Genomic DNA, 15476 nt, shown 5'->3' on the forward strand with positions numbered 1-15476 from the left:
AAATACCAATCAACACCAGGTTACAAAAAGGGTTCGTTGCGCTGTTGCATAGGTGAGCACGACGGAGTCGACCTCACATCGTCAGGTGATCCGTTGAAAGTTTGGGCAGTTCGGCCAACAAACCCGAAACACGTTGATGGCATAGCGCAAGCGGGCCGTCTGGACATAGTGAGATATGGGCCCAGCTTGACCCTCGCAGCGCAATTTTGCGCCAATGGTGCAGAAGCAGAAGGCGTATCGTGGCTTGGGGCAGGGCGGGCAGGGTCAGAAAATCCATGCGTCCCGCCAGATCATGAAGACGCTGCACATGCGTTATGGTCTGCGGTGCAACAATCTTGCCGGCGAACCACATGGGCACGGGCTCGGGTTCAAACCGCAGCCGTGTCTGATCGCTGCGCGTAGCCTCGGATACCGGCACCAGAAACAATGCCCGGTCCAGACGGATCATCGCGCCGGTCGGCTCACAATCCTGTCGAGTCAAAGCCACACACCAACCATCGGGAAATTTAACATCCTGACGGTACACGTCCTCATAGACCGCGCGGGTTTCGGCCAAACCATGGCTGGACAGGCTATAGGTCACTTCGCGGCCGATTTTGGTGGATACGATCCAGCCTTCCTTGCGCAGCCTGTGCAGGGCAACGCGCATGGCTTCGGTCTTAATCCCGACCCGGCCCAGAATTGCACCCAGCTGCTTGCCGGTGACGGGCTGGCCATTCAGGTCACCAAACAGCGTCACGATCAGGGACCAGGTCTTGATCGGCTCCAGCGCGCTAAGGTCTTCAATCAATGTCTCGGCAGGAGTCAAATGTAGGTCTTTCCAAGGGGGTACACTCTGTTGCGCCCCTTTAAGTACCATGCCGACGGGTCACGTGGCTACGCTTATCCCGCAGGATCAGGCTGCGCATAGGCGTTCATAGTCAGCAACTCGTATTCGGCGGTCAGGTCGTCCTCTTGGTTGCGGATCGAGACATGCCAGCGCACCTCACCATAGTCCTGATTGCGCGGGGTCTTTTGCATGACCGTCAGGTGCACGCGGATACTATCGCCCGCCTGCACCGGTTTCAGAAACCGCAGATTGTCGAGGCCGGTATTGGCCAGTACCGGGCCTTCGTCCGGCTGTACAAACAGCCCCGCCGCAAAACTCAGCAGCAGGTATCCGTGGGCAACCCGCCCCGGAAAGAACGGATTTCGACTTGCCGCTGCCTCGTCAATATGCGCGTAGAACGTGTCGCCCGTGAAATGGGCGAAGGTTTCAATATCATCCAGCGATATCTCGCGCGGGTCCGTCACCAGCGTCTCACCGACCTCCAATTCGTGGAACGTGCGGGTGAAGGGATGGGCGCGGTCCCTGGCCTCGGTCGCCCCCGGCACCCATTTCTTGCCGATCCGCGTCAACAGGTCCGGGCTGCCTTGTACGGCAGTTCGCTGCATATAGTGCATCACACCGCGTATGCCGCCCAGCTCTTCGCCGCCGCCTGCGCGACCAGGGCCGCCATGAACCATGTGGGGCAGGGGGGACCCATGGCCGGTGCTTTCTTTCATCGAGTCACGGTTGTTGAGGTAGAGCCGCCCATGAAACGCCCCGGCACCAATCACAAACTGGCGCGCGACCTCGGGGTCATGTGTGATGACCGAAGCCACAAGGCTGCCCTTGCCCTTGTTGGCCAGTTCAATCGCGTGATCCAAATCCCGATAGGGCATCACTGTAGAAACAGGACCAAAGGCCTCGACCGCGTGCAGAGTTTGGGCCGCATCCGGCGTATTACAGCGGAACAGCATCGGCGGGACAAATGCCCCTTTGTCTGCGTCGGCGCCGTGGACAGTAAAATCATCGGGGTCGCCGAAAATACGCTCGGCCTCTTGCCCGATCAGAGCCGCCTTTTCCAACACATCACGGCGTTGAGCTTGCGAAACCAGCGCTCCCATCTGAGTCTTCTCATCCGCCGGATTCCCGATCACGACCGAGCTCAACCGATCCCGCAGGGCATCTGACACCGCGTCGATATGCGCCTCAGGCACCATGATGCGGCGGATGGCGGTGCATTTCTGCCCGGCTTTCGCGGTCATCTCACGCTGGACCTCCTTGATAAACAAGTCAAACTCGGGCGTTCCGGGCACTGCGTCCGGACCAAGGACTGACGCGTTCAGGCTGTCCTGCTCGGCCACAAAGCGGGTGGCGTTGTCCAGAATACAGGGCGCACTGCGCAGCTTGCGGGCCGTCGCCGCCGAGCCTGTGAAGCTGACGACATCCTGCCCGCCCAGATGATCCAGTATCGGGCCCAGATTGCCGCTGACCAGCTGCACGGCCCCTTCGGACAGCAGACCACTGTCCAGCATGATCCGAACGCACAGCTCAGTCACATAGCAGGTCGCGGTGGCCGGTTTCACAATCGCGGGCATACCGGCCAGCAGGGTCGGAGCCAGCTTTTCCAGCATCCCCCAGACCGGGAAGTTGAACGCGTTGATGTGAACGGCCACACCGGTCAGCGAGGTACAGACATGCTGGCCCAAAAACGTGCCCTGCCGCGACAAACGTTCAACCGGGCCGTCCAGATAGATCGTGTCATTGGGCATCTCGCGCCGACCCTTGCTGGCGATGACCAAAACCGTGCCGATCCCGCCATCGACATCAATCATGTGATCCCTTTGAGTCGCCCCTGTCGCGAAAGAGGCGTCATAAAGCGCCTGTTTATGCTGACCCAGATGCAGCGCCAGCGCCTTGAGCATTCTAGCCCGGTCGTGAAAGCTCATCTTGCGCAGGGCAGGGCCGCCTTTGGTCTGCGCGTATTCCAGCATCGCGCCCACATCCAAGTGGCTGGCTCCGGCGCGCGCGATCAGCTCGCCGGTAACGGCCGAATGGATCTCGCGTGCGGTGCTGTCGCTGCCGATCCATTGCCCGCAAACATAGCTGTGCACGTCCTGAATATTCATCTGGCGATCCCCGCGATAAGGACCGGCAAGGCGTCACTGATTAATTGACCTACCGGTCGGTTTATGGAATGTTTAGATTTAGGACGGGCAAAGATCAAGGAGAATGTCGTGCTGGATAACGCGCCTGACAGACGTCCAAAGGTGCCATCATGACCCCGAGAGAGCGCGCCGAACGTGCAGCCCAGGTCATGTGGGCCTCGGACAATGCCAGCCCCTGGGCAGGTATGCAGATTGATATGGTGGATGAGGGGCAGGCGCAGCTGTCCCTGACCGTCGCAGAACATCACGTCAACGGGCACGGGATTTGCCACGGTGGGCTGATCTTCATGCTGGCCGACAGCGCCTTTGCCTTTGCCTGCAACAGCCGCAATCAATCCACTGTCGCCCAACACAACACGATTTCTTACATCACGCCCGGCCGCTTGGGCGACCGCCTGACGGCCCGCGCGCGCGAGATCGCCCTGACCGGGCGCAGCGGCATTTACGACGTGACCGTCACCAACCAAAGCGACGCTGTGATCGCTGAATTCCGCGGCGGCTCTCGGGCCGTGCCCGGACAGTTGTTCGAAGAATAGGGAGGCGCCCATGAAAGACCTGACACCGGCCCGAGACACGCTCGACCCGATCGAAATTGCGTCTCTGGATGAAATCAGAGCGCTTCAGTTACAGCGGCTCAGATGGTCACTGAAACACGCCTATGACAATGTGCGCATGTATCGACAGCGGTTCGATGCAGCAGGGGTTCACCCGGATGATCTGACGGACCTGAGCGACCTGTCCAAATTCCCATTCACCTACAAAAATGACCTGCGCGACAATTATCCGTTTGGGCTTTTCGCCGTGCCGCAGGATCAGATCCTGCGCCTTCATGCCTCATCCGGGACCACCGGAAAGCCGACGGTGGTCGGGTATACGCGCACGGATATCGACAACTGGGCCCATCTGGTCGCCCGATCCATGCGCGCCAGCGGCACCAAACCCGGTGATACTGTGCAAGTCGCTTATGGCTATGGCCTGTTCACCGGCGGCTTGGGTGCACATTACGGTGCGGAAAAGCTGAACTGCACTGTCGTCCCGGTCTCGGGCGGTATGACCGAGCGGCAAGTGATGCTGATTCAAGACTTCCGCCCCAGCACGATCATGGTGACGCCGTCCTATATGCTCAACATCCTGGAACAATTCCACGCGGCGGGGATCGACCCGCGTGACACCTCTTTGGAGGTCGGCATTTTTGGCGCAGAGCCATGGACCAACGCAATGCGTGCCGAGGTCGAAGAGGCGTTCGACATGCATGCGGTCGATATCTACGGCCTGTCCGAGATCATGGGGCCGGGTGTGGCCAATGAATGTGTCGAAACCAAAGACGGGTTGCATATCTGGGAGGATCACTTCTTTCCCGAAATCATCGACCCCGAAACCGGAGAGGTTCTGCCGGATGGCGAAATGGGCGAATTGGTTTTCACCACCCTCACCAAAGAGGGCCTGCCCATGATCCGCTACCGGACCCGCGATCTGACACGGCTGTTGCCGGGCACAGCGCGGTCCATGCGGCGGATGGAGAAGATCACCGGGCGCTCGGACGACATGATCATTCTGCGCGGCGTGAATGTGTTTCCCACTCAGGTCGAGGAACTCGTTCTCGCGACCCCTGATCTGGCCCCCTATTTCCAGATCGAACTGACCCGCGACGGGCGCATGGACGCGATGACGGTGCATGTTGAGGCTGCGGCAAGCGAGGACGCCAGACAGGCCCTGTCCGGGGTATTGGCCAAAAAGATCAGGGACACAATCGGCGTCGGCGCGACCGTATCTGTCGGCACCCCTGGCAGTGTTGAACGCAGTCAGGGCAAAGCCCGCCGCGTGATCGACAACAGGCCCAAGGGCTAAGCCAGTGGCTCGCACTATCGCAAAAGACCACGACCAGAAACGTCAAAGCATCCTGTCGGTCGCCGCCAGCGTGTTCGCACGCGAAGGCATTGCGCGCGCCTCGATGAACCAAGTGGCTAAGGCTGCGGGGATTTCGAAGGCCAACATCTACCACTATTACGACGGCAAAGAGGCCTTGTTGTTCGATATTCTGGACACTTACCTCTCTGAATTGAATAACCGCGTTACGGCTCTCAATTTGGACGACATGCCCCCAGCGGATCGATTGCATCTGGTTCTGCGGGAATACCTGTTGGCCTATGAAGGCATGGATTTCGAACACAAAATCCAAAGCGAAGGCGTGTCGCTGCTGCCGCAAAACATGCAGAAGGTTCTGAAGGCCTACCAAAAAGACATGGTCGCGCAGATGAGCGCTATTCTCAACGCGATCAGTGACGGCAAGCTGGGAGATAACCAGCAGCTTTTGCGCGAAGTGACAATGTCAGTCTTCGGAATGCTGAACTGGTACTATATGTGGCAACCCAAAGCCACGCGGGCCGATCGCGAAGGCTATGCCAGAACCATCGCGCGCCTAACCGTTGCCGGGTTGCCCGGAGTGCAGAACGCGGGCTAGTGCCCCGCCTCGTCATAGTCCCAGACCACCTTGTCGGACAGTGCAAAGCACTGACAAGTCAGAACGAACCCTGCCTCAACCTCATAGTCTTCCAGCGCATGGTTGGCGACCATCTCGACCTCGCCCTCCAACACTTTCGCCTTGCAGGTCGAGCACACGCCCGCCTTGCAGGCATGGGGCGCATCCAGGTTTTCAGCCAGCGCGGCCTCGAGCAGGCTGGTATCCTTGGGAATGGTGAACTGCCGCGTTTCGCCGCCCAATGTGACGCGCCCCTTGATGCCATTCTCAGCCACCGACCGCGAGACAGCGCGGGTTCTGGCACGTCCCGGTTGGGATGAAGCAAACAGCTCGAACCGGATCTGATCCTTTGTCAGGCCGTGATCTTGCAACGACTGCGAAATCGCCAGCATCATCGGTTCTGGCCCACAAATATAGGCCAGAGAGACCGAGTTGATGTCGATCCAGTGCTGGAACAGGGCCGCGCATTTTTCGGCATCGACGCGGCCTTTGAACAGGTCAATCTCCTGACTGTCATCTTCCAGGATATGCACGATGTTCAACCGGTGCAGAAAGCGGTTCTTGAGGTCCTCCAACTCTTCCCGAAACATGATCGTATTGGGGGTACGGTTTGCGTAAACCAGTGTGAACCGGGCCGACGGGTCCTCGGTCAATGCGGTTTTCAGGATCGAAAGCACCGGCGTGATGCCAGAGCCCCCAGCGAAGCCCAGGTAGTGCGGCGCATCGGCATTGGCGGCCGCATGGAAATTGCCCATCGGCGGCATGGCGTTCATGACGTCGCCCACTTGCAGCTCGGTATTAGCCCAGGTGGAAAAGGCACCGCCATCCACACTTTTGATGCCAACCTGCAAGATACCTTCATGCGGGGCGGCGCAGATCGAATAGGACCGGCGCAACTCATCTCCATCGAAATCCCGTTTGAAGGTGAGATACTGGCCCGGCGCAAACGCAAAATGCTCGGGGTTTTCGGGTTTCAAGGTCACGACCACCGCGTCGCGGATGGTTTTGTGGATGTCCGTTACTTTAAGGGGATGAAACATAGCCATAACGGGACCTCAGATACATTTGAAATAGTCAAAGGGTTCAAGACAATCCATGCAGCGCCACTGGGCCTTGCAAGGGGTCGAGCCGAACTGGCTGATCTTTTCGACCTGCTCAGATTTGCAATGCGGGCACCGTTCAGGGCCACCTGCGGGTTGCGGCGGGGCGATGCCGAACTCCTCCAGCCGCGCGCGGCCTCTTGGGGACAGCCAGTCGGTTGTCCATGCCGGCGCTATACGGATCTGGATGTCCAGATTGTCGATACCGTTGCGCGACAATTCGGTTTCTATATCCAACGCAATCACCGCCATGGCGGGACACCCGGAATAGGTCGGCGTGATCGTCACAGTCACACTGTCATTCCTGACGTCCACCCCCCGGATCACGCCCAGATCAACGACCGAGATCACCGGAATCTCGGGGTCGGGCACGTTTTCAAGCCAATCCCAGACCTCCGCTTCGGTGACAGCCATCGTACCTACCACGTGGCCCCCGGATAGGAGCGCTGCAAGGTTTGCATCACCGCCAGCATATGGCCCAGGTGTTCTGTATGGCGGAACCCTGTACGCCCGCCTTTCTGCGCATAGTCGCTGTCAGGCAGGGTCAGACAGGCCTCTGCCGCAACAGCTTCGACGGTCTCCAACCACGGCGCGCGCAGCTCCGAGGGCAGGGGGGCAACGCCCGTATCGGCCATCGCCTGATCGGTTGCGTCATCAACAAACATCTCGCCGCTATAGGGCCACAGGAACATCAACGCCTCAACCATGCGCGCGTTGCTGTCCTCGGTTCCATCACCCAAAGCGATCACGGTCTGGGACGACCGTTCCAGATGATAGAGCGCCTCTTTCACGCATTTCGCCGCGATCTCGGCAACGCGGGTATCGCGAGAGTCTTGCAAGCGCGTCAGCCAAGGCACCTGAAATGCATCAAACAGGAATTGACGCATCTGAGTTCGGCCAAAGTCGCCATTCGGAACCTCAAGCATCAACAGGTTGCGAAAATCGTAGACGTCGCGCAGATAGGCCAGATCATCGGCCGAGCGACCGGTCCCTTCGACCTCGCCCGCATAGCCCAGCCACATCTGCGTCTGACCGATCAGGTCCAGCGCCATATTAGCCAGCGCGATATCTTCTTCCAGAATTGGCGCAACCCCGCACCATTCCGACGTGCGGTGCCCCAGCACAAGGGCATTGTCCCCTTGCCTGAGCAGGAATTCGAACAGCGGGTTTCCAGCAGCCATCACATTTTCCCAACTTCTTCGGGAATGTCGTAAAACGTTGGATGACGATAGACCTTGTCCCGCGCTGGATCGAACAGAGGCCCCTTATCCGAGGGGCTGGAGGCGGTGATCTTCGCGGCCTCGACCACCCAGATACTGACGCCCTCGTTCCGACGGGTATAGACATCGCGCGCATTGCGGATCGCGTGTTCTGCATCGGCTGCGTGCAATGAGCCGACATGCCGGTGGCTCATCCCGTGCTGGCCGCGAATAAAGACTTCCCACAGGGGCCATTCGTTTTCATGTGTCATTGCTTACTCCGCCGCTTGCGCGCGTTTTTGGGATTTGCGGGCATGGGCCAGCATGGCCTCACGCACCCACGCGCCATCGTCCCAGGCCTTCCGCCGGGCGTTCAGACGCTCGACATTGCAGGGGCCATTGCCCGAGATCACCTCGAAGAATTCGGACCAGTCGGGTTCGCTGAATTCATAATGTCCGGTCTCATCGTTCCAACACAGGTTCTCGTCGGGGATGGTCAGGCCAAGGAACTCGGCCTGCGGAACGGTTTCGTCCACGAATTTCTGCCTTAGCTCATCATTGGTGTTGATCTTGATTTTCCACGCCATCGACTGCGCCGAGTGCACACTTTCATTGTCGGAGGGTCCAAACATCATCAGCGCGGGGTACCAGAACCGGTTCAGCGCATCCTGCGCCATGCGCTTTTGATCAGCTGTGCCCTCTTTCGCCATCTTGATCATGATGTGATAGCCTTGACGCTGGTGAAAGCTTTCTTCCTTGCAGATACGCACCATCGCCCGCGCGTAAGGACCATAAGAGGTGCGCTGCAACGGCACCTGATTCATGATCGCAGCCCCATCAACCAGCCAACCAACCGCGCCCATATCGGCCCATGTGAGGGTGGGGTAGTTGAAGATGGACGAATACTTCATCCGCTCGGAGTGCAGCATCTCGACCAGCTCATCCCGGCTGACCCCCAGCGTTTCGGCCGCGCAATAAAGATAAAGCCCATGCCCCGCCTCGTCCTGCACCTTGGCCAGCAGATTGGCTTTGCGTTCTAGTGTCGGGGCGCGGGTGATCCAATTGCCTTCGGGCAGTTGGCCGACAATCTCGGAATGGGCGTGTTGTCCGATCTGGCGGATCAACGTCTTGCGATAGGCGTCGGGCATGTAATCCTTGGGCTCGATCTTTTCGCCGCGATCAATGCGGTCTTGAAAGGCCTGATCCTCGGGGCTCATCTCCTTGCGGTCCTGAACACCTTTTCCGGTCGACTGTACCATCTGCGCGTACATGGCTGCGTCCTCCTTACACACCCTGGGTGACTGATTCAGTCGTCCCACCCTCTATTATGTTACATTTTTTCCAATATTCAATATTTTTGTAACATATTTTCACCAGCAAAAAACCGAACGTGAAATCAAAGCTTTCGGTAGATCAGATCATTCGAACCTGCTTCCGGCTCTTCCTGCAAAATGGCCGAGACCTGCGCATGCAAGGGCGACTTGCGACACACCGGATCAGTCGCAGCCGCATCCCCGGCCAAGGCCAAGGCCTGACAGCGGCAGCCGCCAAAGTCGATCTCTTTCCGCTCGCAACTCTGGCAGGGTTCCGGCAACCAATCCGTCCCGCGATAGGCGTTGAAGGCCGGACTGTTTTGCCAGATTTCCGCCAGCATTTTATTTTGGACGTTGTCAAACTGCAGATGTTTGATGGTTTGCGCGGCGTGGCAGGGTAGAACAGTGCCATCTGGCGTCACGTTCAACCCGGTCGAGCCCCAGCCGCCCATGCAGGCCTTTGGAAAATCCGCATAGTAGTCTGGCGGAACAAAATCGAACGCCAGAACGCCTTGCAGACGCTGCGCGGCTTTGGCGACCGTGTCCTTCACGGCCAGAGTCTGCTCACGTGTCGGCAACAGTGCGGCACGATTTTTCAAAGCCCATCCATGGAATTGGACACAGGCAACCTCAAGCCTGCGTGCTCCCAATTCGACGGCCATTTCAATCGTGCGGTCCAGATCATCCAGATTTTGCCGATGCATCACGGCATTCAGGGTCAAGGGAATGCCCCGATCCCGGATCTCGCGCGCAACGATCATCTTACGGTCAAACCCGCCGCGATACCCGCCGATATGATCAGCCAAAGCGGCATTCGTCCCTTGCAGCGACAGTTGGACATGATCCAGCCCGACCTCTTCCAGCCGGTCCAGCCTTTTGGGGGTCAGCCCGATGCCCGAGGTGATCAGATTGGTGTAAAGCCCAATTTGTGATGCGTATTCTGTCAGTTCTTCCAGATCGCGGCGGGATGCGGGCTCCCCCCCGGAGAGATGCAGCTGCAAAACACCCAGCGCGCGGGCCTGTTTGAACACGTCTTTCCAGGTTTCAGTGTCCAGCTCGGTCTCTTTGCGTTCAAGTTCCACCGGATTGCTGCAATAAGGGCAGCTCAGCGGACAGCGATGCGTCAGCTCGGCCAGCATGGCGATGGGGGCAGGGGTACTCATTCCCGCACCATCAGATAAACGCGGCTGCGCAAGGTCTGCAGAAAACGCTGCACATCCGTTTCAATCTGATCGGCCGGGGCGTTATAGGTTGCGGCAAGGTCCTGCACGATCTCGGAAAACCGGGCAGAACCATCGACGCGGGACAAGATGGCCATCCCGATCTGATCCAGCTCGATCACCTTCTCGGGCGCCATCAACACCGTCCGGTCGCGCACCTCATCGCGCTGCACCCGCACGCCGCGCGGCAGATATGGACGGTCGGTCTGGCGCAGTTCCAGCGTCATAGCAAACCCTCGTCCGGTTGCCACGCACCCGGAGGGATCATCCCAGGCTCAACATAGGCCGACCACAGCGCATCCAACTGCGCCCACAACACATTGGTTTTGAAGATCAGAGCCTCGCAGGCCATGTCCTCTTTCTCGGTCGTGTCGGCATGATCCAGAACCCAACTCAGACCAAAAGCCACATCCTTGGGGGCCTGAGTCAGACGTTTGCGGAAATAGGACAGGCTGTCGGCATTGGCAAAATCGTAATGCTCGAGCAGTCCTTCGATCCGCTGTTCATGAATCTTCGGCGCAAAAAGCTCGGTCAGCGAGGACGCGACTGCCTGCAACAGCGGCTTCTCACGCACATAATGCACATAAGCATCCACTGCGAATTGCGTGGCAGGCAAAATCCCACGCCCCGAGGCGACATAGTCCGGATCAAGCCCAACCGCCTCGGCCAGTTTCAACCAGCGCCGGATGCCGCCGCCTTCGTCAACGTCACCATCGTGGTCCTCGATGCGCGAGCGCCATTCTCGGCGGATGTCCGGATCGGTGCAGCGCGACATGAAGGCCGCGTCTTTCATCGGGATCGCGGCCTGATAGGCCCAGCGGTTGATCACCCAGGCCCGCACCTGATCCGGGGTACATTCACCGCTGTGCAGGCGATGATGAAACGGGTGTTTGTCGTGATAGCGCTCGGCCCCTATCTGACGCAGACGGGCTTCAAGGCTCTCTCGGCTCATATCGTGATCTCCTGCCCGTCATAGGCAATGGTCCAGCCTGCGGCCTCGACAAAGGCGCGCTCGGGTCCGTTTGGCTGCAGCATCGGATTGGTGTTGTTGATATGGATATAGGTCTTGGCCGCCGCGATGCCCTTTAGCCCCTCGATCGAACCGTCCGCACCACTGACCGAGATATGACCCATGCGCTGACCCGTCTTTACTCCGGTGCCGGTGCGGATCATCTCATCATCATCCCAAAGTGTTCCGTCAAAGAACAACTGATCCGCATCCGCAAGCTGATCCAGCAGAGCAGGGGTGATTTGCGCACATCCGGGAATGTAATAGGCGACCTTTTCCCCTGTAGTTAGGCGCACCCCAACGGTTTGCTCCCCGATGAGATTGGTTTGAACACTGTCACCTTCCATGAACAAAGGCACTTTGCCCGGAACCGCAAACAGCCGCGCTTGCAAGCCGTCCTGCAAAGCAAAGTCCTGATCCAGAGAAATGCGTGTCCGTTCCACCTTTTCCCGGTTCACAGCATCGAAGATTCTGTTCTGGGCCAGAACATCCAGAATATCCCCCGTTGCAAACAACGAAAACGGCGTCTGTTCACGCAGGCTCAACAACCCGGCGATATGGTCGATATCCCCATTGGTCAGCAAAACTGACGCCACAGGCGTGTCGCGCAGCGCACGAGGATGCATTTTCGGATTGTCCAGCATCTGCTGCCGGATGTCAGGTGATGCGTTCAGAATGCTCCACCGAACGCCGTCTGGCGAGACTGCCAACGATGATTGGCCGGAAGGCGGGATGAGGCCCTTGCGGGCGTCCTCGCAATTCCGGCAACCACAATTCCATTGCGGTAGACCACCGCCTGCAGAAGCCCCAAGAACCAGAAAATGCACCTCGGGCCTCCGCTAGAGTTCACGTAATCAGAACAGGTCGCGCTCGTGCTCGCGGCCTTCATCCTCGGACGGAGAATACATGTTGATCTCCATACCGCAGTTCACTTCTTTCAGTTTCGGTGTGCTCCAAGTCATCGCTACCTCCCATGAGTGACTGGCAATTTCAAAAAACCTACAACCCACATCATTTTCGGAAAATGCTGCTTTGGTCGTACGCTCCGGTCACAGTGTCCGAGCCGCGCCCCACCACGTCAACCGTCTTGGGGTCGTAGATAAGGCTTAGGACTTTTGTCGAATGTCGCGGCTTGGGGCGTAAATATAATGTTGCGTATATGCGCGTGATCGTTGCCCTGCTTTTGCTGATCCTAAGCGGTCTGACGGCCATGGCCGAGCCGTTGCCACGTGAGAAACTGGCGTTGTTCATTCGCGCGCCCTTTTCGCTGGGCGAGGCCCTGAATGACGACGGCGTCTATTCCTTGCTCAACTCTGGCGGGATCGAGGCGGGCTATGTCTTTGAAACAAAACCACTAGCCCCGCTGCCCGGTTTTTCGGGCGCGCCCATCAATATGCTGGTCGTGCTCGATCTCGAAGGGCGTTTTCTGGATGTTCAACTTATCGAACATAATGAGCCGATCTTTGTGTCCGGTCTAGGCCAGGCACCGTTCCACAAGTATTTCGAACAGTATGGAGGCCTGTCTATTTCGGACTCGATCGTCGTCGGAACGCCCTATGGGGATGCCGCCAGCGGCTCACAGCTTGTTTACCTCGACGGCGTCACCAAGGCCACAGCCAGCGTCCGAATTGCCCACGAATCTGTCATGGGGGCCGCCTTGGCAGTTGCCCGCGAAAAGATGCAGGGATTGGCCACCGCGCCCCCGGCCTATCCTGATCCCAATTACGACGAAGCGCTGACATGGGACGATCTGGTTGATCAAGGCATCGCCACTCACAAGACCCTCAGCAATGCTGAAGTCGACGCGCTGTTTGCTGGAACCTTGTGGGAGGATGACGACCCCGAAGCGCAGGACTACCCGGACGAGCCGTTCCTGGACCTCTGGATTGTGGACATCGGACCGAAATCCATCGCCCGCGCGGCCCTGTCCGACGACAGTTTTGATGAGCTTCAACGCTTTATGGAAATCTCGGATAATGATGAGCCGATCCTGCTGATCGAAACCGCCCGTCACGGGTTGGTCAGCGACGAGTTTGTGCGCAACACCGCGCCCGATTGGATCTCGGCTGAACAGGATGGACTGCCGGTCGCGCTGCGCGATGCAGACCTGCTGGTCGAGCTTGCCGACGGAATGCCGGACGGCACCGCTATGATCCTGCGCACCGACCGGCGACTGGGCTTCGATCCATCGCGGGAATGGGTGCTTAAGGTACTGGCTGTACGCGAACACGGGATGTTTCAACCCGAGATTGGCTCGGTCACCATGGACGTCCCCCATGTCACCCCTGCTCGGTTCTTTCAGCGCCCCGTGCAAATCAAGCCCGCGCCACCTTGGCTCGAAGCGCTGCGCAATCGTCAAAACGATATGATTGTGCTTGGTGTCCTGCTGACCGTGCTTGTTGGCATCTTGAGCCTGCGCATGAATGCACTGGCCGCGCAACCTATGTTCACACCACTGCGCCTGACCATTCTGGCGGTGGTGGTTGGCTTTGTCGGATGGTGGGGACAGGGACAGCTTTCCATTGTCACCGTACTGGGCACGCTTAGAACAGCCCTCGACGGGGGCAGCTATGCTTTCCTTCTATACGACCCGTTTTCGCTGCTGATCTGGGCCGTGTCGATTGCAGGCCTCGTCGCGTGGGGCAGGGGGCTGTTCTGTGGCTGGCTCTGCCCCTTTGGCGCGTTGCAAGAGTTTGCACATCATATCGGGAAAGCCCTGCGCATCCCGCAGATCGAACCTTCCCGCGCCTGGGACCAAAGGTTGAAGTGGTTGAAATACATTGTGCTGGGCGGTCTGATCGTCACCGTCTTCGTTGCCCCTGATCAGGTCGACAAAGCCGCCGAGGTCGAGCCCTTCAAAACCGCCATCACCACGTTCTTCATCCGTGAATGGTACTATGTGGCCTATGCTGTCTTCTGGCTGCTGCTGGGCATGGTCCTGTTCAAAGGCTTCTGTCGCTATGTCTGCCCCCTGGGCGCATTTCTGGCGATCGGTGGGCTTCTGCGCGGACGCGACTGGATCGATCGACGCGCCGAATGTGGCTCACCCTGTCAGCTTTGCCGTGTGAAGTGCAAATACGGCGCGATCAAGAAAACAGGCCAGATTCAATATGACGAGTGCTTCCAATGCCTCGACTGCGTTACGATTCACGACGACGAACAACGCTGTGTGCCATTGATCATAGCGGCCCGACGTCAGGCCAGAAAGGTCGCCGCCGAATGATCAACCGCCGCCGTTTCCTCGCGATTTCCGCAGCTGCACTGGCCACGCCTGCCGCGGCGAGGTCCATCCACTGGCAGGGATACGCCATGGGGGCCGAGGTCAGCCTGACCCTGGATGCCACCCCCGAAGATGCCCAAATCGCCATTTCCCGCGTTGAGAGGCTGCTCAAACGATGCGAAGAGATGTTCAGCCTCTATGATCCAAACTCGGTCCTATCTGAACTCAACAAGACCGGTTTGCTGAGGAACCCTCCGCGCGAAATGCTGGACCTGTTGCGCATCTGCGGGCAAGCACATCGAGTGACCAAAGGCCTGTTTGACCCAACAGTACAACCGCTCTGGGCCGCTTTGCGGCAGGGCGGGGATGTGAATGATGCGCGCTCCCTGATCGGTTGGGAACGCGTTAGCATCACAGCCGAACGGATCAGGCTGGACAATGGTCAGGCATTGACGCTGAATGGCATCGCGCAAGGATATGCGACCGATCTTGTGGCACATGCGCTGAAACAGGCCGGATGGTCCAGCGTTTTGGTCAACATAGGTGAATTCTACGCAGGGGGCCGCCCCTGGACTATGGGCATTGCTGATCCCCTACATGGCCTGGTAGAAACGGTCGCGCTCAAAAACCGTGCCGTCGCAACCTCCAGCCCTGGGGCGATGTACCTGGAAGGAACTCAATCCCACATCCTGAACCCCGACGGGCAAGATCCAGCCTTGTGGTCAACCGTCAGCGTCACCGCCAACACGACCACTTGGGCAGACGCGCTTTCCACGGCTTTTTGCCATGCGAACGCTGCGGAAATCTCGCGCACTTTAACCCGATCGCCGGACAATCCGACCGCAATCTGTGTGCAAACCGACGGTACCATTCAATCTGTTAAAACATAAAAAAGCCCCGCTTTTGTTGCGGGGCTTTTGGGTTCGTTTGTCTAGGCGGTTACGCGCAGGCTTGTACGGCGCG

At 58.5% G+C, this 15476-nt stretch carries 17 protein-coding genes; 5 read left to right on the forward strand and 12 right to left on the reverse strand.

The window, feature by feature from the left end:
- Positions 1-73: 73 nt before the first annotated feature.
- On the reverse strand, positions 74-808 hold the full coding sequence (locus AC2FJ6_RS14430; protein ID WP_170773557.1) for a hypothetical protein: 735 nt from the start codon (positions 806-808) through the stop codon (positions 74-76).
- A 74-nt stretch (positions 809-882) separates the two neighbouring features.
- On the reverse strand, positions 883-2934 hold the full coding sequence (gene paaZ, locus AC2FJ6_RS14435; protein WP_496669391.1) for a phenylacetic acid degradation bifunctional protein PaaZ: 2052 nt from the start codon (positions 2932-2934) through the stop codon (positions 883-885).
- Positions 2935-3083: 149 nt separating this feature from the next.
- Between paaZ and paaI the strand changes: the two genes are divergently transcribed.
- Genes paaI through AC2FJ6_RS14450 form a run of 3 tightly spaced genes read left to right on the forward strand, consistent with a single transcriptional unit; the run spans position 3084 to position 5434 of the window.
- Complete coding sequence (gene paaI, locus AC2FJ6_RS14440; RefSeq protein ID WP_170773561.1) at positions 3084-3509, forward strand: hydroxyphenylacetyl-CoA thioesterase PaaI; 426 nt, start codon at positions 3084-3086, stop codon at positions 3507-3509.
- A 10-nt stretch (positions 3510-3519) separates the two neighbouring features.
- Positions 3520-4821: a phenylacetate--CoA ligase PaaK gene (gene paaK / locus AC2FJ6_RS14445; RefSeq protein WP_170773563.1), complete on the forward strand. Its 1302-nt coding sequence runs from the start codon at positions 3520-3522 to the stop codon at positions 4819-4821.
- Positions 4822-4825: 4 nt separating this feature from the next.
- Entirely contained in the window at positions 4826-5434 is a 609-nt protein-coding gene (locus AC2FJ6_RS14450; RefSeq protein ID WP_170773565.1) for a TetR/AcrR family transcriptional regulator, read from the forward strand.
- Here AC2FJ6_RS14450 and AC2FJ6_RS14455 read toward each other — a convergent pair.
- The 10 genes from AC2FJ6_RS14455 to pqqA all read right to left on the reverse strand — a co-directional run bounded on the left by AC2FJ6_RS14455 (position 5431) and on the right by pqqA (position 12255).
- The gene (locus tag AC2FJ6_RS14455) at positions 5431-6498 is read right to left on the reverse strand and encodes a ferredoxin--NADP reductase (protein ID WP_170773567.1); all 1068 of its coding nucleotides are present in this window, start codon (positions 6496-6498) and stop codon (positions 5431-5433) included. The genes AC2FJ6_RS14450 and AC2FJ6_RS14455 overlap by 4 nt on opposite strands.
- Before the next feature lie 9 nt (positions 6499-6507).
- A complete protein-coding gene (gene paaD, locus AC2FJ6_RS14460; protein WP_170773569.1) occupies positions 6508-6966 on the reverse strand; it encodes a 1,2-phenylacetyl-CoA epoxidase subunit PaaD in 459 nt (152 codons plus the stop codon).
- A 5-nt stretch (positions 6967-6971) separates the two neighbouring features.
- The gene (gene paaC, locus AC2FJ6_RS14465) at positions 6972-7733 is read right to left on the reverse strand and encodes a 1,2-phenylacetyl-CoA epoxidase subunit PaaC (RefSeq protein ID WP_170773571.1); all 762 of its coding nucleotides are present in this window, start codon (positions 7731-7733) and stop codon (positions 6972-6974) included.
- Positions 7733-8023: a 1,2-phenylacetyl-CoA epoxidase subunit PaaB gene (paaB, locus tag AC2FJ6_RS14470; RefSeq protein ID WP_170785990.1), complete on the reverse strand. Its 291-nt coding sequence runs from the start codon at positions 8021-8023 to the stop codon at positions 7733-7735. Before paaB ends, paaC begins: the two co-directional genes overlap by 1 nt.
- Positions 8024-8026: 3 nt before the next feature.
- A complete protein-coding gene (paaA, locus tag AC2FJ6_RS14475) occupies positions 8027-9022 on the reverse strand; it encodes a 1,2-phenylacetyl-CoA epoxidase subunit PaaA (RefSeq protein ID WP_170773575.1) in 996 nt (331 codons plus the stop codon).
- A 125-nt stretch (positions 9023-9147) separates the two neighbouring features.
- Positions 9148-10227 (reverse strand): pyrroloquinoline quinone biosynthesis protein PqqE, encoded by a 1080-nt coding sequence (gene pqqE / locus AC2FJ6_RS14480; RefSeq protein ID WP_170773577.1) that lies wholly within the window; start codon positions 10225-10227, stop codon positions 9148-9150.
- A complete protein-coding gene (pqqD, locus tag AC2FJ6_RS14485) occupies positions 10224-10511 on the reverse strand; it encodes a pyrroloquinoline quinone biosynthesis peptide chaperone PqqD (protein WP_480876628.1) in 288 nt (95 codons plus the stop codon). Before pqqD ends, pqqE begins: the two co-directional genes overlap by 4 nt.
- On the reverse strand, positions 10508-11236 hold the full coding sequence (pqqC, locus tag AC2FJ6_RS14490; RefSeq protein ID WP_170773581.1) for a pyrroloquinoline-quinone synthase PqqC: 729 nt from the start codon (positions 11234-11236) through the stop codon (positions 10508-10510). The genes pqqD and pqqC overlap by 4 nt, the downstream gene beginning before the upstream one ends.
- Positions 11233-12120 (reverse strand): pyrroloquinoline quinone biosynthesis protein PqqB, encoded by an 888-nt coding sequence (gene pqqB, locus AC2FJ6_RS14495; RefSeq protein WP_170773583.1) that lies wholly within the window; start codon positions 12118-12120, stop codon positions 11233-11235. The genes pqqC and pqqB overlap by 4 nt, the downstream gene beginning before the upstream one ends.
- Before the next feature lie 27 nt (positions 12121-12147).
- Positions 12148-12255, reverse strand: coding sequence for a pyrroloquinoline quinone precursor peptide PqqA (gene pqqA / locus AC2FJ6_RS14500; RefSeq protein WP_170537497.1), 108 nt, complete (start codon positions 12253-12255; stop codon positions 12148-12150).
- Positions 12256-12452: 197 nt separating this feature from the next.
- Between pqqA and AC2FJ6_RS14505 the strand changes: the two genes are divergently transcribed.
- Positions 12453-14516, forward strand: a complete 2064-nt coding sequence (locus AC2FJ6_RS14505) for a 4Fe-4S binding protein (protein WP_170773585.1) — start codon at positions 12453-12455, stop codon at positions 14514-14516.
- Positions 14513-15403: an FAD:protein FMN transferase gene (locus tag AC2FJ6_RS14510; protein ID WP_170773587.1), complete on the forward strand. Its 891-nt coding sequence runs from the start codon at positions 14513-14515 to the stop codon at positions 15401-15403. Before AC2FJ6_RS14505 ends, AC2FJ6_RS14510 begins: the two co-directional genes overlap by 4 nt.
- Positions 15404-15476: the final 73 nt, after the last annotated feature.

Source organism: Ruegeria sp. CDSA089 (genome assembly GCF_059612205.1).